Consider the following 18,940-nt stretch of genomic DNA (forward strand, 5'->3'; position numbering starts at 1 on the left):
AAGCGACTAGCCGCGGCGGTGGCGGGCCTTGGGCGCCGCCTGCTTGCGGCCGCGGCTGGTGTCGCCCGGCTTGTGCCCGCGGGGCGGGCGCGCCTTGGGCGTGAAACCGGCCTTCGGCGCGCTGGCGCGCTTGGGCTTCTCGCCCACCGTCGTCTTGGCGACGCTGCGCGCCTTGTCGGGCTTGCGCAGCCGCTTCGGCTTCTCCGACGCCGGCGCGGCGGCCTCGTCGCGGCTCCACTTGGCCCGCGTGGGCGGTGCCCAGTCCCCCGGCTGCTTGCGTTCGCCGCGGGGCTTCCACTCCTTCTTCGGACGGGTCGGCGTCGCGGTCGGTGCCGGGTCGGGTTCAGGCGTGAACGTGGTGACGATGCCGTCGTACTCGCCCTCGACGGGACGATCGACGACCGGATCGAGCCCGATGCGCTTCTGCATCGCCAGCGACAACTTCACCTGGTCGGGCATCAGCAACGAGATGACGGTGCCACTCGTGCCGGCGCGGCCGGTGCGACCGCTGCGGTGGACGTAGTCCTTGTCGTCACCCGGCGGGTCGAAGTGCACGACGCAGCCGACATTGTCGACGTGGATGCCGCGCGCCGCGATATCGGTGGCGACGAGACACTGCACCTTGCCGTTGGTGAACGCCGCGAGGGCGCGCTCGCGCTGACGTTGCGTGCGGTCGCCGTGGATGGCCGCCGCCGTCACCCCGAGGCCCTCGAGTTGGGTGGCGAGGCGATCGGCGCCGTGCTTGGTGCGGCAGAACACGATCGCCGAATACGCCTTGGACACGATGGCGGCCGCCAGCTTCACCCGCTCGTTGCGGTTCGTCTTCCAGAAGTGGTGCTCGTTCTCCACGTGGTCGTCGGCGCGGTCGACCTCGTGGCGCACCGGGTCGTTCTGGTAGCGCTCGATGAGCGTGCTGATGTCGCCGTCGAGCGTGGCCGAGAACAGCAGCGTCTGGCGGTCGGCGCGCACCATGTCGAGCAGGCGGCGCACCTCGGGCAGGAAGCCCATGTCGGCCATGCGGTCGGCCTCGTCGATGACGACGAAGGACACCTCGTCGAGACGGCACTCGTTGCGCTGCACGAGGTCCTTCAGCCGGCCGGGGCAGGCAACGAGGATGTCGGCGCCGCGACGCAAGGCGCGCAACTGCTCGCCGTAGGAGACGCCGCCGAACACTGTGGCGATGCGCACCTTGGGCCCGCCGAGTGAGACCAACTCGGTCGCAACCTGGTTGGCGAGCTCACGCGTCGGCACGAGGACGAGGCCACGGGGCGCCCGCGGCGCCGCCTTGCCGACACCGCTGACGAGCGGGATGCCGAAGGCGATCGTCTTGCCGGAACCGGTGGGCGCACGGCCGCACACGTCGCGGCCGGCGAGGGCGTCGGCGATGGTCGCCGCTTGAATCGGGAACGGCTCGACCACGTTGCGCGCGGTGAGACGGGTCACGATGTCCTTACGGACACCGAGGTCGGTGAAGCTGGGCATGAACTATTCGCTTTCGGGTGAGAGACAACTCAAGGACCCGGCGAACCGTTCAACGAGCAGTCAGTGTCACGGCAGAAGTGCACGTGAGGACGACCAGTGTACGACAGATTCACAACAACGCCGCGATCAGCTGCGCGCCGACGAACTTTCCGTACCTCTCGTTCGACCAACCGCGGCCGTTCACGAGGAGATCCCAGACCTCCACGGAGTTGTGCACCCACAACACGTCGCGCGCCTCTTCGACGGAAACACCTTTTCGCAACGCCTTGATCTCCTTGAGGCTCGTCGCCAGCATCGTCATGCCGCGCAATCGCTCCTCCTGCAACTGCGCCCACACGTCCCGGGCGCCGGCGTCGGTCGCCGCCGCGGCTCTGACCGCGAGCAGGATCGCCCCGACGCGCTGCATCGTTCCGGTCATGTGCTCGCCGTACAGGCGCAGTTTCTCCCGCGGATCCGTGGTGCTGCGGACGCGGAGTAACGACTCGCGCTCCTGGATGGGCAAGTCTTCGTCGTCTCCGGCGATCGCGACGTCAAAGCACGCTTTTACCAGCGCGGGCTTCTTCCCGATCGTCTTGTAGATCGTCTCGACCGACACCCCCGCCGCCTCGGCGACGGCATTCATCGTCGTCGCCGCGTACCCCTGGTCCAGAAACATCCGCGTGGCCACCGCCAGCACCGCGCGCCGCGTGGCGCGCGCCTGCTCCTGGCGCCGGCTGGCGTCGTACTTCCGTGCGGGGTTGACAGTCGGCGACATTCAGTACATAGTCCTATATCGGATACAGACGATTGTATTGGATTAGTTGCAAGGAGCCAACCATGCCTTATGCCTTCCTCCAGTACGTCCCGGCGAACGCCGAGATGTACGGCCAGATTCGGGCCAAGCTGGGCGACCGGCCCGAGGGTCTCATCACCCACATCGCCCACGTCGTCGACGGCGGTCTCCGTTACACCGACGTGTGGGACAGCGAGGAGGCGTGGGAACAGTGGCGCTGGAACACCCTCGAGCCCGCAGTCGGCGAGGTGCTGGCGAGCTACGGCCTCCCCCACTCCCACGACCTGGTGCGACTCGATCCGATCGACGTCGTCTCGACTTGGTTCGGCACGGGCAGCACCGCCAATGCGTACAGCTTCACGCTGCGGGTGCCCTCGACCCCGGAGATGTACGCGGAGATCGAGGGCAAGCTCGGCGACGAACCGCCGCAAGGACTCGTCGCCCACATCGTGCGCGTGGTCGACGGCGGCCTCGAGTACATCGACGTGTGGGAGAGCCACGACCTGTGGCTCAAGTTCAAGAACGTCACCCTGGTCCCGACCGTGACCGAGGTGCTCGCCGGTCACGGCATCACCCACACCGACGAGGGCGTGACCTACGAGCCGATGGAGGTGCTCGACGTGTGGGCTTAGAACCCGTGGTGGCACGGATGCGGCGAGCGCGGGGCCGGCGCACGCTGCGTTCATGACCACTCGCAGGGCACTCGCAACCGCCGTGATGGCCGGACAGGCCGTGTTCGTACTCGGATGGATCGTCGGAGGTGCGATCGAGCGCCACGGATACTCGTTCGCCCGCCACGACGTCAGCGACCTCGGTGCAATGACGGCGCATCACCCCGGCCTCTATCTGGCGATCTGCGCCATCGGCGGGTTCAGCGCGGTTGCCTTCGGCCTCGGAGCCCTCTTCCCGACGTTCGGAGTCGGCGGCGTGCTGGCGGCGCTGTCACTGCCGGCGCTCGACTCGGCCAGCGACACCCTCTTCCGGCTCGACTGCCGCGCCGCCGACCACAGTTGCTCGATGAGCGACGCCGCCTCTTCGTGGCACGGCAAGGCGCACATCATCACGTTCCTGATCGCCGCGCTGGCCACCATCGCCACGCCGTTCGTGCTGGCGAGGGCGATGAAGGCGCGAGATGCCTGGCGCGACCTGGCACGCCCGACGCGCATCTTCGGCGTCGTGTTCATCGCCGGCCTCGTCGTCAACGGGGTGACGACCGACACGGCGGTCGCCGGGCTCACCCAGCGCGCCCTGATCGTCTATGTGTGCGCCGGTCTGTGCTTGCTCGCTCGCCGGGTGCTACAGGTTGCCGATGGTGGCGTCTAAGTACGCCTCCATCGCGTTGATCGTCGCGTCGTCACCCCGCGACTTCTGCAAGATGTCGGTGAACGCGTCGATCGAGAGGCCCATCTTGTCGACGTTCGACGCGAAGTTGCGCCGGGCGTTGACGAGCTTGCGGGGCACGAACTCCGTCGGCCACATGTCGGGCGCCGCCTGGTAGTCCTTCAGCACCTGCCGGGCGATGGTCACCTTGTGGACCTCGGAGGGTCCGTCCATGATCCCCATCATCATTCCGTAGCCCGTCCCGAGTTCCATCAGGTTCGACGTGCCGAGCGCACCGTGAAGGTGGAGGCACTTCTCCGACAGGTCGGTCAGTACTTCGGCGGCGAGGACCTTGCAGGCGCCGATGTACTGGCGGGTCTGTCCCGTCGAGGACTGGTCGATGAGCCACGCCGTGTGCAGCACCATGAGCCGGAACTGCTGCACCTTGATCCAGCTATCGGCGATCATCTCCTGCACCATCTGCTTCTTGGCGAGCAACTCGCCCTGCGTGGTGCGCGACAGGGCGCGCTCGCACATCATGTCGAACTGCTTCTGGGCCGCCGCCACGCCGCGCATGGCGTGGTGGATGCGCCCGCCGCCGAGACGACGCTGCGCCACCTCGAACGCTTGGCCTTCGCCGCCGAGCAGGTTGTCGAGCGGCACGCGCACGTTGTCGTAGCGCACGTGGGCGTGGCCGCCTTCGTTGAACGGCTCGCCGCCAATGCCGATATTGGCGAGCACGTTGATCCCGGGCGTGTCGGCGGGGACGAGGAACATCGACATGCCGCGATACGCGCTCACGTCGGGATTGGTCACCGCCATCACGATCAGGAACGACGCCGCTTGCAGGTTCGACGAGAAGAACTTCTCGCCGTTGATGACCCATTCGTCGCCGTCGCGCACGGCACGCGTCGTGAACATCGTCGGGTCGGAACCACCCTGAGGCTCGGTCATCGAGTAGCACGAGAACGCCTCGCCGTTGAGCAGCGGCTGGAGGTACTTGGCCTTCTGCTCGTCGGTGCCATAGTGGGCGATGATCTCGGCGTTGCCGGTGTCCGGTGCCTGGCAGCCGAAGATGATCGGGGCGAACGGCGAGCGCCCGAGGATCTCGTTCATGAGCGCCAGCTTCAACTGGCCGTAACCCTCACCACCGAGATCAGGACCGAGGTGGCACGCCCACAGCTTGCGGTCCTTCACTTCCTGCTTCAGGCGTTCGACGACGCCCTTGAGCGGTTCTTCGAGAGGCTGATACGCGAACTCGCGAAACAGGATGTCGAGCGGCTCGATCTCGGTGCGAACGAACTCGTCCATCCAGTCGAGCTGCGCCTGGAACTCATCGTCGGTCTTGAAGTCCCACGCCATGGGATCGACGTTATCGCCGGAGTTCGTACAGCTGGACGGGATCGCTCACGCCGCGGAGGGCGGCCTGTCCCAATGGTACGAAGGTGAACGCGTCGGCGCTGGCGTGCGCCACGACCGAATCTGTCGCGACAACCGAACCGGGCGCCGCGGCCTTGCCGGCGCGGGCAGCAACGATCACGGTCGGACCGAAGTAGTCACCATCGCGCGGGAACACCGTCCCGAAAGCAACGCCGCCGCGAGCCTGCGGCAGTCGGGATTCCGCGGCGACGGCCTCACAGAGTTCGACGGCGACCGTCGCCACGGCGGTCGGTTCGAACCCGACGAACATCGCGTCGTCACCGTTGGTCTTCACCAACCGACAGCCGTGTTCGGTGGCAAGCGTGTTGGCCAACCGCTCGAACTCGTTCAGCGCGCCGCGCAGTTCGCCACGCGTTGCCTGCTCCGTCCACGCCGTCGAGGCGACGAGGTCGACGAACGCGACGGCGACGTCGAGGCTCGCAATGTCAAGGCGCTGCGGATCGGTCGGCACCATGACGTCGGCAAGGCGGTTCACGTGCTCGAAAAACGCGCGCGTGAACGCGGCCGGAATCAGCGGCAGGGCGCCGGTGGCCTGTTGGTTCGTGCGCAACATCGCCAACTCGCCGCCCGGCGTGTCCATGAGGCTCGCCGCCAAATCCGTGAACACGACCGCCCGGGATGCTTCGGCGAGGCGAATGGCGGTTGATCCGACAACCCGCACCAGACCCAGGATCGCTTCCTCGCCGAAGAGCGCGGCGCCGAACGCAACCCCGACCATGTCGTCGACGAACGGGCCGGGAATCACGCGGGCATCGGGATCGTCGTCGCGGAAACCGAGTTCGGCGCGCACCCGCATGACCAGGTCGACGGGTACGCCGGCGCGCGCCGCGATCTCGGTGGCCGACAGACGGTCCCGCGAGATGAGGACGTCGACGATGGAACCGCGCGGAGATCCTTCGGGCGCCGCCTGCAGTTGCTCGATAAGCCCGTTGAGTCCTTGGGCGGCGAACGTCGCTTCGATCTGGGCCTGCGACGAGCCATGTTCGAAGAGATACGTGACCAACTCGAGGCGGTCGGCGGCGCGCGGTGATGCGGGGTCGTAAACGCCGGAGGCGATCAACCGGTCGACGTCGAGCGACGGTTCGCCGGCCATGCGCGAACAGTAGATTGCCGAGCGTGTTCGGGCTGCCAGAGCTGATCAAGTGCCTCGAGACCGGTGACAACCTCGACATCGGTTATCACCGCGTGTTCGGCGGCCAGATCCTCGCCCAGATGATCACCGCGGCGGCGAAGGCGTCACCCGACAAAGTGGTGAAGTCGATTCACGTGCTGTTCCCTCGCGAGGGCGATACGTCCAAGCGCATGGAATACGCCGTGGACAAGGTGCAGGACGGTCGCACGTTCGGCACGACGTCGATCACCGCCACGCAGGACGGCAAGGTCATCAGCGTGGCGACGGTCTCGCTGCACGCCGTCGAGGAGTCGCCGTTGCACCGCAGCGACTCGCCGCCGGCGGGTGTCGGCACTCCCACGCAGGCGATCGAGATCGAGAACAACATGATCCCGTGGGAGTTGCGCGTCGTGGGCGGCGTCGACCTCGCCGCCAAGGAGAAGGGGCCCGCCGAGTACCAGATGTGGATGCGGGCGACGGGCGCCGCTGGCCAGCCCCTCGCCGTGCAGCAGGCGCTGCTGGCTCACGCCACGGATCTCACCATCATCGGCACCGCGCTGCGTCCCTTCGAGGGCGTGTCGCAGGCCGACTCCACGGTGACGCTGCACACGGCCGTGACCTCCCACAGTGTGTGGTTCCACCAGTCGTTCTCGCTCGAAGACTGGGTGCTGCTGGCGCAGACGTCGCCGGTGGTCGCCGGCGGGCGCGCCTTCGGCCGCGGCGACGTGTTCAGCGCAAAGGGAGAGGTGGTTGCGTCGTTTGCGCAGGAGTCGATGGTCCGCCCGATTCCGGCGAGCTGACGCGCCGTCGCAGCAGTAGCCAACTCCCGACGAACAACGCCGCGCACCAGGCGGCCAACGGCAGCGACCGAGGACCGCGCAGCCCGACGGTTGCTCCCCCGGCCACCGCCAGCGCGACGCCGAGCGCAACCTGAAGCTGCGGCGGCGCCGTGTCCGCATGCGACCGGCGCCGCAGCTGCGCCCGCACACCCGACGTCGCCAGCACGAACAGCGTCGCCAGACCCAACACGGCCGCGTACCACAGCGGCCGCGTCAGCCACCACAGCGCCGTCAGGCGTGTCGGCGCCGGGAAGCCGGCCGCCAACACGGCGCCACACAGCGAAAGCGCTGTGAGGTGCCAGGCGTAGATGCCGAGCGACAACTCGCCGGCGCGGTCCCACACCCGCCGCCAGCGCGCGCCGATACCGTCGAGCCACGTTCCGAGCGCCATCAGCGCCCCGACCTGTCCGATAGCGGCGACGCACGTGTACAGACCCGGCGGCGTCGTGTTCGAACGCGCACGCGGGACCGCGTCGATCAGCGCGGGGGCGTACCCGAACCCAAGCACGAGCACGGTCCCGACAACCACGGCGCCGGCCATGAGCGCCAAGCCCACGCGGCGTTCGTCGAACCCACCCGCTTCGTGGCGCGCCCGCCACCACCCGCCGAGCAGCCACGGTGTACCCCACACCAGGTAAAAGCCGATCCAGCCGATCCACTCGGGCGCACCGAGAGTGATCCGCGCCACGTCGAGCGCCGCGAGCGTGGCGAGGGCGATCGTCACCGCCGCGAGGGCGTGGTCGCGGCCGAGACGGCCCAGCCGGGCGCCGAGCGGCACGAGCGGCGCGTAGCCGGCGACGAACCACAGCGGCTGGGTGGCGATGCGGGCACCGTCACCGAACACTCCGGCGTGCCCATTGAGGCCGACGGCGATCCCGACGCCCACCGACCACGTCGCCACCACGACCGCGCCGAGACCGAGCAGCGCCGAGAGCCGCGCCGACGCTGTCTCGAGCGACGACGTCACGTGCGCCCACCCCGCGGCGGCGAAGAACACCGGCATCGGCGCCAGCGCGGCGACGAACGCCCAAGCGGGGTGCAGCGCCAGGAGGTTGGCGCCGCGGATGTGACCGTGCGGGCGGTCGATCACCGCGAGCGTCAGATGGCCGAGCACGACGATGATCAGCGCACTGACGCGCGCCACGTCGATTGCGTTGCGCCTCACCGCCTCCATTTGTAACGAAGTCGGAGCGTCCCGGGACGGAATCGCGTGGTTGTTCTAGCGTTCGCGTTGGTGGATGCGGACGCCACTCTCGTGGAGAAGATGCGGGCGGGCGACGAGGCCGCGTTCCGTGAGATCGTCGCGCGCTATCAGGACCGGTTGCTGCGCCTGGCCCAAGCGACCGTCGGCAGCCGCGCCGTAGCCCAGGAGGTCACGCAGGACACGTGGCTGGCCGTGCTGCGCGGTGTCGACCGCTTCGAGGGCCGCAGCACGTTCAAGACGTGGCTGTTCAACATCTTGATGAACCGGGCGCGCACCGCGGCGCACAAGGAAACCCGCGCGGGCCGTCCGGACGAGACCGTCGGCGACGAACGGTTCGACCAGAACGGCGCATGGGTCAACCCGCCCGAACCGTGGTCCGATCGCGTCGACGACCGCCTGGTGGCCAACGACCTCGCCCATCGGTTGCGCGACTTGCTGCCGCAACTGCCCGACCAGCAACGCGCCGTCATCATCATGCGCGATGTGGAGGGCCTGTCCGCCGTCGCCGTGACCGAAATGCTCGGTGTGACCGAAGGCAACCAGCGCGTGCTCCTGCACCGGGGACGCGCGAAACTGCGCGCCCTGCTCAACGAGGAGTTCGCGTCGTGACGTCGCTCTTCCGCCGCCGCCGCCGTGATCTCGTCTGCCGCGAGGCCGTGGCGCTCATGACCGACTACCTCGATGGGCAGCTGTCGCCCGTCGACGCCGCCCGCCTCGAAGGGCATCTCGCCGCCTGCCCGCACTGCTCGGAGTACCTGGCGCAGATTCGGGTCACCGTCGACGCCCTCGGCTACGTGACGCCCGACGACTTGAGTGACGACGCGGTAAATGATCTCGTTGGCCTCTATCGCCGCTGGCAGTCCGAGGAGTAAACCGGCTTTGTAACGCGCGCTCGTCGGTCAAGGACGGTGCGACATGGCGCTTAACGCAAAGCAAGAAGAGTTGTGCTCACAGAGTCAGTGGGACTTCTCCGGCCTGTCCGCCCTCTTCATCAACTGCACACTCAAGAAGTCGCCCGAGGTCTCCAATACGCAGGGACTCATCGACATCGCCGGCGAGATCATGACGCGCCAGGGCGTCTCGGTCGAAGAAATCCGCGCGGTCGACCACGACATCGCGACCGGTGTCTGGCCCGACATGACCGAGCACGGTTGGGCCAAGGACGACTGGCCGATGATCCATGAACGCGTGATGGCCACCGACATCCTCGTGGTGTGCACGCCGATCTGGCTCGGTGAGAAGTCGTCGGTGTGCAACCGCGTCATCGAGCGCCTGTACGGCAACTCGTCGCTGCTGAACGAGAACGGTCAGTACGCGTACTACGGCCGCGTCGGCGGCTGCCTCATCACCGGCAACGAGGACGGCGTGAAGCACTGCGCCATGAACATCCTGTATTCGCTTCAGCACCTCGGCTACGTGATCCCGCCCCAGGCCGACGCCGGGTGGATCGGCGAGGCGGGCCCCGGCCCGTCGTATCTCGACCCGGGCAGCGGCGGGCCCGAGAACGACTTCACCAATCGCAACACCACGTTCATGGCCTGGAACCTGATGCACGTAGCCCGCATCCTCAAAGACGCCGGCGGCATTCCCGCCCACGGCAACCAGCGCGCCGCGTGGGACGCCGGGTGCCGCTTCGACTTCCCCAATCCCGAGTACCGCTAGCCAAGGAGGACCCCGCATGTTCGTGCAAGTCATCACCGGAGAGACCACGGATCCCGCCGCGGTGCGGGCGCTGGGCGAGAAGTGGCAGCGAGAACTGCGTCCCGGCGCGGTCGGTTACCTCGGCAGCACCATCGGTACCGCGGCCGACGGCACGTTCGTGGCCGCCATCCAGTTCACCGACGACGTCGCCGCCAAGGAGAACTCGGAGCGCCCCGAGCAGGACGCCTTCTTCAAGGAGATGTCGCAACTCTTCGACGGCCAGCCGACGTTCCGCGAGTCGAACGACACATCGCTGCTCTTCGACGGTCCGAGCGCCAAGGCTGGCTTCGTGCAGGTGATGCAGAGCACGTGCACCGACCGCGCCAAGGCCGAAGCCATGGAGTCGAACGAGTTACTCGACGCCCTGCGCGCCGCCCGCCCCGACCTGCTCGGCGGCCTGCGGTTGTGGGACGGGAACCAGTCGATCGAGATCGCGTACTTCACCAGCGAAGCCGACGCTCGCGCCGCCGAGAAGTCCGAGGCGTTCGACGCGCCGCAACAGGACTTCTCGTCGCTGTACGAGAACACGACCTACATCGACCTGCCCAACCCGCAGATCCACCTGGCCTAGCGACCGTCGCGTTCGGAGCCGTGACGGCTGAATAAGCCGTACGCTGCGGGCGTGACGGGGGGCCGGACTCTCACGGTGCTGGTGGCCGACATCGTCGAGTCCACCCGTCTCGCCACGAGTCTCGGTCCCGAGCGCGCCGACGACCTGCGCCGGTCGGTGTTCAGCCGCTTCGAGTTGGCGGCCGAGCAACACGACGGCACCCTCGTCAAGACGCTGGGCGACGGTTGTCTCGTCACCTACACGAGCGCGTCGAACGGCATCACGGCCGGCGTCGAGCTGGTGCAGTCGATCGATCGCTTGGCGCGCCAAGTCCCCGGCCTTCAGCTTCGCGTCGGAATCGCCGTGGGTGACCTCACCGAGGAAGACGGCGACGTGTTCGGCGAGGCCGTCGTGCTCGCCCGCCGCGTGTGCGACGCCGCCTCCCCCGGCCAGGTGCTCGTCACCGACGTCGCCCGCACGCTCGCCGGCGCACGCGGCGCGATCACGTGGCAGCGCGTCGGCGACATCTTCCTGAAGGGCCTCGACGAACCGGTTCCGTGCAGCTCAGCGCGGCCGTCGACCGATCTCGGGGCCGCCGCCACGCTGCCGCGCGCGCTGCGGCGTCGGCACGGCGAGTTCTTCGTGGGACGAGCGGCGGTGCTCGAGTCGTTGGTGCGCACGTGGAAGGAAGCCGAAGGGGGCGACGGCCGGTTCGTGGTGGTTTCGGGCGAACCCGGCGTCGGCAAGACGCGGCTGGTGGCGGCGGCGGCGCGGCGCGCCGACGACGACGGAGCGCGCGTGCTGTTCGGCCGCTGCGAAGAAGACCTGGCGCTGCCCTACCAACCGTTCGTCGACGCCCTCCGGCCGGCGATCGAGGCTGCGCCCCGCGACGTCGTTGCCGCCCATATGGAAGCCCACGGCGGCGAGATCCGCCGCCTGTTTCCGAAGCTGCCCGGCCCGGCACCCGTGGACGCCGCCCTCGAACTCGAAGAGGCACGCGTCAACGCCGCGCTCGCGGACCTCGCGGCCCGCCTGGCGCGCGAGCAGCCGATCGTGCTCGTGATCGACGACGTCCACTGGGCCGCACCCGCGACGGTGCACGCGCTGCGCCATCTGCTCGCCGCCGACGATCCGGCGCCGCTTCTCGTGCTCGCCACCTACCGCGACACCGAAGTCGTCGCCAGCGACGCCACCGCCGCGCTGCTCGCCGACATCCCGCGGTTCGACCACGCCCACCGGATCGCCCTGTCCGGCCTCACGCAGGACGAGGTCGAGGAACTCATCGAAGAGCTCTCCGCCGAACCGCTGAGCAGCGCCAGCACCCGTCTGGCGGCGGCCGTGTTCGCCCACACCGCCGGCAATGCGTTGTTCGTGAACCAGGTGTTGCGTCACCTCGCGGAGACCGGTTCGGTGGAGATGCGCGACGGGCGATGGGAACTCGCCGCCGAACTCACCGACATGCCGACGGCGGTCACCGACGTGGTCAACCGCCGCCTCGCCCTCCTCGCGCCGACCACCAACCAAGTCCTCGCCATCGCCGCCGTGGCCGGAGAGCGCTTCACGCACGCGCTCATCAGCCGCGTCGCCGCCGGCGTCGACATCGACGCCGCGCTCGCCGAAGCACTCCGGGCGCGGCTGCTCATCGACGACGGGCGCGGCGGCTACCGCTTCTTCCACGCCATCGTCCGCGACGCCCTGCTGGCGTCGCAGAGTGCGGCCACGCGCGCCGCCCATCACCGCGACATCGCCGCCGTCATGCGGACGATCTACGGCGACGGGCCGACCGCGCCGCTGCACGACCTCGCCTATCACGCCTGCGGCGCCGCCGGTCTCGGCACGACGGCCGACGCCGCCCGCTTCTCGCTGGCCGCCGCCGAAGCGTCGGTGCACCGCGCCGACGTCCGCGCCGCCATCGCCGTGCTCAACCGCTGCTGGCGCACCCTCGACGCCATCGATCCGGTCGACCACGTCGCCCGCTTCGACGTGTGCAACCGGCTTGCGGAACTGCACTACGCCATGCTCGACGGCGAGTACGACGCGCTCGAAGCCGCCGTCGAGTCGGCGCGGTTGCTTGGCTCGCCGGAGCGCCTCATCCGCGCATCGCTCTCGGCGTACCGCTGGGACCTCGGCACAGACGACGCCTTCGCCACCAAGCTGATCGAGGAGGGACTCGCCACGCTGCCCCCGGGGCCGTCGGCTCTGCGTGCCCTCGGCTTGGCCAGCGGCGCCAACTTCCTGAACGTACAGGCGACGGGTGATCCGCGCGCCTGGACGCGCCAGGCCTTCGAAATGATCGACGAACTCGGCGGCCCGACGACACTCGATCTGCGCCTCGCCTTCGAGTGCGCGGTTGCGGCGACGGCGGGGCATCCCGGCGTGCGAGCCGTCGTCGAGCGAATCGAAGCCAACGACGGGTCGCCGCTGTCGCCTCGCGGCGGATCGCTCCTCGCCGCGTACATGGGCACCAAAGCCGAGTCGTACCTCCGCGCCGGCAACCGCGATGCGAGCCTCGCCGTCATCCGCACGATGGAGGCGATCGCCAGCACCAGCGGCGACCCGAACGTCATGGGTTGGGCGCTGACGACCCAGGTCATCTGGGCCCTCGCCGAGGCGCGCTACGACGACGCCGCCGCATTCGCACAGCGCGCCGTGAGCCGGATCGGCGTGCACGTGCCCAATATCGCGGCGGTCGTGGCCGTCGGCACGATGTGGCGCGCCTACGAGGAGGGCAACTCCGCGATGGTCGTCGACGTCATCCGCATGATGGTGACTGCGACGCCTGAGTTCCACGGAATGCGCGCCGCCCTCGCCGTCCATCTGTGCGAACTCGGCGAGTTCGACGAGGCGCGCCAGCACGTGCAGTACATCGTCGACCTCCTTCCTACCCTGCCTCGCAACGTCGCCTTCGGGTGCGCGATCGGCCTCACCGCCGAGGCGGCGGCGCAGGCAGGTTGCGCCGAGTACGCACCCGCGCTCATCGCGGAACTCGAACCGTTCCGCGACGAGATCATCTCGTTGCCGGCCAACGTGATGCTCGGTGCGGCCACCCGCTACATCGGCGCCCTGCGCTCCCTGCTGGGCGAGCGCGACGCGGCCATCGCGGACCTCGAGGCTGCGATTGCGTTGGAAGCAGCGCTGGGCGCCGAAGCGTGGCTGGCTCGCAGCCGCCGCTGGCTCGAGCGCGTCAGTTCGAGCTGAAGCGCTCGACGAGCTGCGCCGTCAGGGCGCGGCGGTCGACCTTGCCGCTGTCGAGCCACGGCAGTTCGGTCTGCGACGCGAACACCGCGATGTGCTTGGGCACCTTGTACGACGCGATCTCGTTCTTCACGAACGCCTTCAACTCGTCCTCGGTGACCGACGCGCCCGGCGTGAGCGCGACGGCAGCGACGACCTTTTCCATGTTGTCCTCGACCGGCACGCCGCACACGAACGCCAGCGCCACGTCGTCGTGGAGTTCGAGCGCCAGCTCGACGTCGCGGGGCGTGATGTTCATGCCGTTCGCCTTGATGAGATCGCCGAGACGGCCGGTGAAGTAGAAGTGGCCGTCGGCGTCGAAGTAGCCGCCGTCGCCGCTGCGGTACCAGCCGTCGGGCGTGAACACGTCGGCGCGCTCACGCTTGTGCAAGCCCTGCATCAGCGAGTAGCCGCGGATCCACAGCTCACCGCTCTCGCCCACCGCACATTCTTCACCGGTGAGCGGGTCGACGATCTTGTGCTCGACCCCCGGCACGGTCGGCCCGAACGAACCCTCCTTGTCGGGCGGCAGCACGTTGTCGCGGTGATCGAAGGTGTGCGGGCCCAGCGTCTCGGTCATGCCGAGCGAGTTGGCCCGCGGCCGCATCGCTTCTGCCTGCTTGTCGGGCGGCAGCAGGTACGCGCCGGCGGCGGATGCCGTGCGCAGCGACGACACGTCGCGGGTCTGGAAGTCCGGATGATCCGCCAGTGCCTTGGCCATGTGCGGCCACCCGAGGACCTGCGTGATGCGCTCGCGCTCGATCAGGGCCAGGGTCTTGGGCGGATCGAATTGGTGCTCGAACACGAGCGTGGCGCCGGCGTGCAGCGCGGCGACCAGCGTGAAGCTCATGCCGCCGACCCAGAACAGCGGCATCGGCGTGTACAGCACGTCGTCGGCGTTGATGTCGCGCATCTGCCACAGGTTGTGGGCGTGGCGCACGGCCGGGCCGTGGGTGTGGATCGCACCCTTCGGGTCGGCCGTCGAACCCGACGAGTAGATGACGACCATCGGATCGGCGGGCGACACCTCGGACTCGACCGCGTCGAACACCGCCTCCGGCACGAGCGCGGCGCGGTTCTCCAGCTCGGACACCGGCGCGTTCCACGAGCGCTGCGGCATCGGACCCCACGTCCACACCGAGCGCAAGTAGGGCAGTTCCTCGATGAAGATCGACTCGTTCTCCTGGCCGACGATCGACGGCGCCACCTGCTCCATGCGCTCGAGGTAGTCGTGACCGAGGTGGCCGTCGACCATCAGCACCATCTGGGCGTCGCAGTGCCGCAGCGTGTAGCTCAGCTCCCGCGCCTTCGAGTACGTGTTGAGCAGCACGGCCACGCCGCCGATGCGCGTGATGGCCAACCAGCCGACGATCCAGTCCGGCCCGTTCGGCGCCAGCAGCGCCACCCGTGTGCCCTTGCCGGCGCCGCTCGCCAGCAGGCCCCGCGCCAGTGTGCGCGACGCCGCCTCGATGTCGTTGAACGAGAGGCGCAGGTCCTCGAGCACGACGAAGGTCTTGTCGCCGTACTTCTGCGCCGCATGCTTGATCAGTTCGCCGGAAGTCGGCGTGAACGACGGAAAAGACGGTTCGCGCTTCATTGACACGAACGTTAGATCGACGGAGTCCCGCGTCGAGACTCGTCCACACCCTGTGGACAAGTCGCCGCATCGCGGACTTCTGGTGTAACCACGGAAGGGTCTTTCTGCCACGGCGACACCAGAAGCAGCGGAGCGCCCGGTTAGACGATGCGGGAGGTCTTGTCGCCCCAGTAGCGGTCGCGCAGGATGCGCTTGTAGAGCTTGCCCGTCTCCTGGCGCGGCAGTTCCTCGATGAAGTCGATGGTGCGCGGGCACTTGTAGGCGGCGAGCTTGGAGCGACAGAACGCCAGTAACTCCTGCTCGAGTTCGGGCGAGCCGAGCGAGCCGTCGAGCAACTGGACGACACCCTTCACCTCTTCGCCCATTTCCTCGTTGGGCACGCCGAACACCGCGGCGTCGGCGACGGCGGGATGCATCACCAGAACGTTCTCCGCTTCCTGCGGATAGATGTTCACGCCGCCGCTGACGATGGTGAACGACACGCGATCGGTCAGGTACAGGTAGCCCTCGTCATCCACGTAGCCGACGTCGCCGAGGTTGTACCACCCCTCCTTGGACCGCGAGTTCGCCGTCTTCTCGGGATCGCCGTGGTACTCGAAGCGGGCGTGCGGCGTGTCGAACCAGACGCGACCGATCTCACCCGTCGGCAGTTCGTTGCCCTCGTCGTCGCAGATATGCACCGTGCACATGCGCGGCTGGCCGACCGAGCCCGGATGCGCCAGCCACTCCTCCGACGTGATGAGCGTCGAGCCCACGTTCTCCGAACCGGCGTAGTACTCCCACAGGATCGGCCCCCACCAGTCGATCATCTGGCGCTTCACGTCGACGGGGCACGGCGCCGCGGCGTGGATTGCCACCTCGAGCGACGACACGTCGTACTTGGCGCGCACGTCGTCGGGCAGCTTGAGCATGCGCACGAACATCGTCGGCACGAACTGTGCCTTGTTGACCCGGTAGTGCTCGATGAAACGCAGGCAGTCCTCCGGGTCCCACCGCTCCATGACGATCACCGTGGCGCCGTAGCGATGGCAGTTCGCACAGAACACGACAGGCGCGGTGTGGTACAGCGGCGCCGGCGACAGGTAAATCGTGTCCTCGGCGGGCGTCATCGGCGACTTGTAGGCGGCGAGCGGTGACTCGTCGGAGATCTTGGCGTCGCGCAGGGGGAACAGGATGCCCTTGGGCACGCCCGTCGTGCCCGACGAATAGAACATGCCGGCGCCTTCGGGTTCCTCGTCGAGGTTGGTCTCCGGGTACTCCGCGGTCGCGTCTTCGTACGACTCCCACCCGTCGGCGACGCCGCCGACCATCAACGGGATCTCGACGTCGATAATGGTCGCGGCGGCGTTACGCAGGGCGTAGGACGTCACCACGCTGCGCGCCCCGCAGTCCCGCACGATGTAGTCGACCTCGGGCGCCGTGAGGTGCCAGTTGATCGGCGTGTAGTACAGACCGCTGCGCAGCGCCGCCCATACCGCGTCGAAGTACTCGACCTGGTTGTGCAGCAGGATGGCGACGTGGTCGCCGCGGCGCAGGCCGCGGTCGAACCACAGTTGCGCGAGGCGGTTCGACCGCTCGTTCAACTCGCGATACGTGATCGTCTCGCCCGTGCCGGCCATGACGACCGCCGGATGGTCAGGACGGGTGTGTGCGAATCCCCCCGGATACATAGGGGGGAGCGTAAGCGAGCGAACTACGCGACGTTCATGAGACGGGCGAGGTTGCCACCCATCACTTTGGCCTGCTCTTCCTTCGACAGATCGGGCAGCGCGTCGACAAAGCTCAACGGATCGGCCAGACCCTCAGGGTGCGGGTAGTCGGAGCCGAACAGCACATTGTCGACACCGACCAGACGCACGAGGCCCTGCGGGTCGTCCTCGTGGAACGGGTGCACGAAGATGTTGCGCTTGAACACCTCGACGGGGTGCTCCTCGAAGAGGTGCGGGTTCATCTTGTACGCGCTCTCCATGTCTTCGAGCAGCGGCCGCACCCACGACGAACCGTTCTCGACGGGCGCGATCTTGAGCTTCGGGAAGCGCGTCGCGAGACCGTGGCCGACCACGCTTGCCATCGCGTCGACGATGGCACGGTGGTGGCTGCCGTTGATCGCGGCGAATGCGCCGCCGCCGGCGAACGGCGTCATCTCGTTGCGCACGCCCTCCCAGTCGTTGGCGTAGCGCTGGTAGCCGCTGTCGGACGCGTGCATGCCCACGACGATGCCGCTGTCCTCGACGAGCTTCCAGAACGGGTCGAACTCCGGTAGCGCGAACGAGCGCGGGCCGCGGAAGCCGGGCACCGGCGCCGGGCGGATGAGGATGATCTTGGCCCCGTTGTCGAGCAGGAACTCGAGCTCGGCGACGGCTTTGTCGACGATCGGCAGCGTGACCACCGGCGTCGGGAAGATGCGGCCGTCGTAGTTGAACGTCCACTGCTCGAGCATCCACTGGTTCAGCGCGTGGATGACGGCGTGGATGGCGTCGGGATCGTCACGCAGGCGCTCTTCGACCAGCGACGCCAGCGTCGGCCACATGATCGCCCGGTCGAGGCCGAGTTCGTCCATCAGCTCGATACGGGCCCCGGGCTCCCGGAAGGCCGGGATGCAGTCCATCGCCTGGCCCATGATCTCGCGCCGCGACTTGCCCTCCGGGTTGCCGATGCGGAAGTACTCCTCCTGGGCACCCGGACGCGCCACGCGATCGAACGTCGGGTTGGGGATGTACTCCGAGATCTGGTTGCGCACCGCGATCTTGGTCCGCCCGTTGACCTCGACGTACTTGATGAGGCCGTCGTATTCGGGCGGCAGGAACTTCGTCAGCGCGTCGCGGTCTTCGTACATGTGGTTGTCCACGTCGAAGACCGGAAAATCGAGCTTGCGAGACGGCATGTGAGGTTCTCCTACGAACGTGACACGACTGTTAGATCAGGATATCGCGAGCGATTGCCCCTTGACACGGTTAGCTTTGCAATACAAAGTTCATTACATGACAGAGAACCCTGCGGTTCCAACCGACGAGGCGCAATCGTTGCTGAACGTCGTGCGCGATGCGCAGGCGTCCACCAGCGCCCGCCTGCGCGCCCTGATGCCCGAGTTCCTGCTGCTGGCGGCGGCCACGTGCTTCGGCCTCGGGGTCGAGCGACCGGAGCATCCCGTCCACATCCTCTGGTTCTGCTTCCTCGGTGCGACGGCGTTGCTGGCCGCCCGCCACGATGTGATTCGGCGCCGCAACTTGGGCGGGGCGTTGCCGAAGCCGTCCGTGTGGGCGATCAGCGGCATGGTGCTCGTCGCCGATGTCACCGCCGCGCTCGCACTCCATGGCGACGCCCGCGACGCGGTGATCGGCATCGGCTTCGCCGGGGGCGCCGTCGCATTCGCCGCGATCCACCGCAACGTCGTGCTCCTGGTCCCGGCGCTGCTGATCGCTGTTCTCTTGCCCTTGCCATCGGGCCCGCTCAACACCGCGTTCAGCTTCGCCGCCGGGATGGGATCGGCACTTGTCGTCGGCGCCGTGGGGCGCAAACGCTCGCGGGCCAAGAAGGGAATCCGGTCATGATCAACGGACAGTTCATCCGCCAGGCATCCGCCTATCGCTCCGCTGCCGGCTCATCCAAGACGACCGTGCGTCACCAGAGCCGCACCCGCAAGCTCGTGCGCAAAGTGTTCCCGCAGCGATGACCGGCACCGGGCGCGAC

Annotated in this window: 18 protein-coding genes; 10 read left to right on the forward strand and 8 right to left on the reverse strand. The window is 68.1% G+C overall.

Annotated features, from left to right (window positions below; translation table 11 throughout):
• Positions 1-6: 6 nt before the first annotated feature.
• Positions 7-1,482, reverse strand: a complete 1,476-nt coding sequence (locus VHC63_03630; protein HVV35668.1) for a DEAD/DEAH box helicase — start codon at positions 1,480-1,482, stop codon at positions 7-9.
• 109 nt (positions 1,483-1,591) lie between these two features.
• A complete protein-coding gene (locus tag VHC63_03635; GenBank protein ID HVV35669.1) occupies positions 1,592-2,236 on the reverse strand; it encodes a helix-turn-helix domain-containing protein in 645 nt (214 codons plus the stop codon).
• Between the two features lie 62 nt (positions 2,237-2,298).
• Between VHC63_03635 and VHC63_03640 the strand changes: the two genes are divergently transcribed.
• Together VHC63_03640 and VHC63_03645 are read left to right on the forward strand one after the other, a co-directional pair.
• Positions 2,299-2,886, forward strand: a complete 588-nt coding sequence (locus VHC63_03640; GenBank protein HVV35670.1) for a hypothetical protein — start codon at positions 2,299-2,301, stop codon at positions 2,884-2,886.
• A gap of 52 nt (positions 2,887-2,938) precedes the next feature.
• Positions 2,939-3,577 (forward strand): DUF998 domain-containing protein, encoded by a 639-nt coding sequence (locus VHC63_03645; protein ID HVV35671.1) that lies wholly within the window; start codon positions 2,939-2,941, stop codon positions 3,575-3,577.
• Here the strand turns inward: VHC63_03645 and VHC63_03650 are convergent.
• Together VHC63_03650 and VHC63_03655 are read right to left on the reverse strand one after the other, a co-directional pair.
• On the reverse strand, positions 3,551-4,936 hold the full coding sequence (locus VHC63_03650) for an acyl-CoA dehydrogenase family protein (GenBank protein ID HVV35672.1): 1,386 nt from the start codon (positions 4,934-4,936) through the stop codon (positions 3,551-3,553). The genes VHC63_03645 and VHC63_03650 overlap by 27 nt on opposite strands.
• A 10-nt stretch (positions 4,937-4,946) precedes the next feature.
• Positions 4,947-6,107: an adenylate/guanylate cyclase domain-containing protein gene (locus tag VHC63_03655; protein HVV35673.1), complete on the reverse strand. Its 1,161-nt coding sequence runs from the start codon at positions 6,105-6,107 to the stop codon at positions 4,947-4,949.
• A 23-nt stretch (positions 6,108-6,130) separates the two neighbouring features.
• On the opposite strand from VHC63_03655, the gene VHC63_03660 reads away from it, so the two are divergent.
• Complete coding sequence (locus VHC63_03660) at positions 6,131-6,925, forward strand: acyl-CoA thioesterase domain-containing protein (protein HVV35674.1); 795 nt, start codon at positions 6,131-6,133, stop codon at positions 6,923-6,925.
• On the opposite strand, the gene VHC63_03665 is transcribed toward VHC63_03660, so the two are convergent.
• The gene (locus tag VHC63_03665; protein HVV35675.1) at positions 6,855-8,129 is read right to left on the reverse strand and encodes an acyltransferase family protein; all 1,275 of its coding nucleotides are present in this window, start codon (positions 8,127-8,129) and stop codon (positions 6,855-6,857) included. The two genes, VHC63_03660 and VHC63_03665, sit on opposite strands and share 71 nt — an antisense overlap.
• A 69-nt stretch (positions 8,130-8,198) precedes the next feature.
• On the opposite strand from VHC63_03665, the gene VHC63_03670 reads away from it, so the two are divergent.
• Genes VHC63_03670 through VHC63_03690 form a run of 5 tightly spaced genes read left to right on the forward strand, consistent with a single transcriptional unit; the run spans position 8,199 to position 13,617 of the window.
• Entirely contained in the window at positions 8,199-8,777 is a 579-nt protein-coding gene (locus VHC63_03670; GenBank protein HVV35676.1) for an RNA polymerase sigma factor, read from the forward strand.
• Complete coding sequence (locus VHC63_03675) at positions 8,774-9,040, forward strand: zf-HC2 domain-containing protein (protein HVV35677.1); 267 nt, start codon at positions 8,774-8,776, stop codon at positions 9,038-9,040. The genes VHC63_03670 and VHC63_03675 overlap by 4 nt, the downstream gene beginning before the upstream one ends.
• A gap of 43 nt (positions 9,041-9,083) precedes the next feature.
• Positions 9,084-9,830, forward strand: coding sequence for a flavodoxin family protein (locus VHC63_03680; GenBank protein HVV35678.1), 747 nt, complete (start codon positions 9,084-9,086; stop codon positions 9,828-9,830).
• Positions 9,831-9,846: 16 nt separating this feature from the next.
• Positions 9,847-10,440, forward strand: coding sequence for a hypothetical protein (locus tag VHC63_03685; protein ID HVV35679.1), 594 nt, complete (start codon positions 9,847-9,849; stop codon positions 10,438-10,440).
• Between the two features lie 51 nt (positions 10,441-10,491).
• The gene (locus tag VHC63_03690; protein HVV35680.1) at positions 10,492-13,617 is read left to right on the forward strand and encodes an AAA family ATPase; all 3,126 of its coding nucleotides are present in this window, start codon (positions 10,492-10,494) and stop codon (positions 13,615-13,617) included.
• Here VHC63_03690 and VHC63_03695 read toward each other — a convergent pair.
• The 3 genes from VHC63_03695 to VHC63_03705 all read right to left on the reverse strand — a co-directional run bounded on the left by VHC63_03695 (position 13,604) and on the right by VHC63_03705 (position 18,134).
• Positions 13,604-15,250, reverse strand: a complete 1,647-nt coding sequence (locus VHC63_03695) for a class I adenylate-forming enzyme family protein (GenBank protein HVV35681.1) — start codon at positions 15,248-15,250, stop codon at positions 13,604-13,606. The two genes, VHC63_03690 and VHC63_03695, sit on opposite strands and share 14 nt — an antisense overlap.
• Before the next feature lie 140 nt (positions 15,251-15,390).
• Positions 15,391-16,920, reverse strand: a complete 1,530-nt coding sequence (locus VHC63_03700; protein HVV35682.1) for an acyl-CoA synthetase — start codon at positions 16,918-16,920, stop codon at positions 15,391-15,393.
• A 23-nt stretch (positions 16,921-16,943) separates the two neighbouring features.
• A complete protein-coding gene (locus VHC63_03705; GenBank protein HVV35683.1) occupies positions 16,944-18,134 on the reverse strand; it encodes an amidohydrolase family protein in 1,191 nt (396 codons plus the stop codon).
• Positions 18,135-18,231: 97 nt separating this feature from the next.
• On the opposite strand from VHC63_03705, the gene VHC63_03710 reads away from it, so the two are divergent.
• Together VHC63_03710 and VHC63_03715 are read left to right on the forward strand one after the other, a co-directional pair.
• Positions 18,232-18,801 carry a hypothetical protein gene (locus tag VHC63_03710; GenBank protein HVV35684.1) on the forward strand — a complete coding sequence of 190 codons (570 nt, stop codon included), beginning with the start codon at positions 18,232-18,234 and terminating at the stop codon, positions 18,799-18,801.
• Positions 18,798-18,923, forward strand: a complete 126-nt coding sequence (locus VHC63_03715) for a hypothetical protein (GenBank protein ID HVV35685.1) — start codon at positions 18,798-18,800, stop codon at positions 18,921-18,923. The genes VHC63_03710 and VHC63_03715 overlap by 4 nt, the downstream gene beginning before the upstream one ends.
• Positions 18,924-18,940 lie beyond the last annotated feature (17 nt).

This window comes from Acidimicrobiales bacterium, from assembly GCA_035546775.1.
Classification (GTDB): Bacteria; Actinomycetota; Acidimicrobiia; order Acidimicrobiales; family JACCXE01; genus JACCXE01.

Excerpts from the sequence above, each read along its gene's own strand:
- VHC63_03630 (HVV35668.1), bottom strand. The coding sequence starts at position 1,482 with ATGCCCAGCTTCACCGACCTCGGTGTCCGTAAGGACATCGTGACCCGT.
- VHC63_03635 (HVV35669.1), bottom strand. The coding sequence starts at position 2,236 with ATGTCGCCGACTGTCAACCCCGCACGGAAGTACGACGCCAGCCGGCGC.
- VHC63_03640 (HVV35670.1), top strand. The coding sequence starts at position 2,299 with ATGCCTTATGCCTTCCTCCAGTACGTCCCGGCGAACGCCGAGATGTAC.
- VHC63_03645 (HVV35671.1), top strand. The coding sequence starts at position 2,939 with ATGACCACTCGCAGGGCACTCGCAACCGCCGTGATGGCCGGACAGGCC.
- VHC63_03650 (HVV35672.1), bottom strand. The coding sequence starts at position 4,936 with ATGGCGTGGGACTTCAAGACCGACGATGAGTTCCAGGCGCAGCTCGAC.
- VHC63_03655 (HVV35673.1), bottom strand. The coding sequence starts at position 6,107 with ATGGCCGGCGAACCGTCGCTCGACGTCGACCGGTTGATCGCCTCCGGC.
- VHC63_03680 (HVV35678.1), top strand. The coding sequence starts at position 9,084 with ATGGCGCTTAACGCAAAGCAAGAAGAGTTGTGCTCACAGAGTCAGTGG.
- VHC63_03685 (HVV35679.1), top strand. The coding sequence starts at position 9,847 with ATGTTCGTGCAAGTCATCACCGGAGAGACCACGGATCCCGCCGCGGTG.
- VHC63_03695 (HVV35681.1), bottom strand. The coding sequence starts at position 15,250 with ATGAAGCGCGAACCGTCTTTTCCGTCGTTCACGCCGACTTCCGGCGAA.
- VHC63_03700 (HVV35682.1), bottom strand. The coding sequence starts at position 16,920 with ATGTATCCGGGGGGATTCGCACACACCCGTCCTGACCATCCGGCGGTC.
- VHC63_03705 (HVV35683.1), bottom strand. The coding sequence starts at position 18,134 with ATGCCGTCTCGCAAGCTCGATTTTCCGGTCTTCGACGTGGACAACCAC.
- VHC63_03710 (HVV35684.1), top strand. The coding sequence starts at position 18,232 with ATGACAGAGAACCCTGCGGTTCCAACCGACGAGGCGCAATCGTTGCTG.
- VHC63_03715 (HVV35685.1), top strand. The coding sequence starts at position 18,798 with ATGATCAACGGACAGTTCATCCGCCAGGCATCCGCCTATCGCTCCGCT.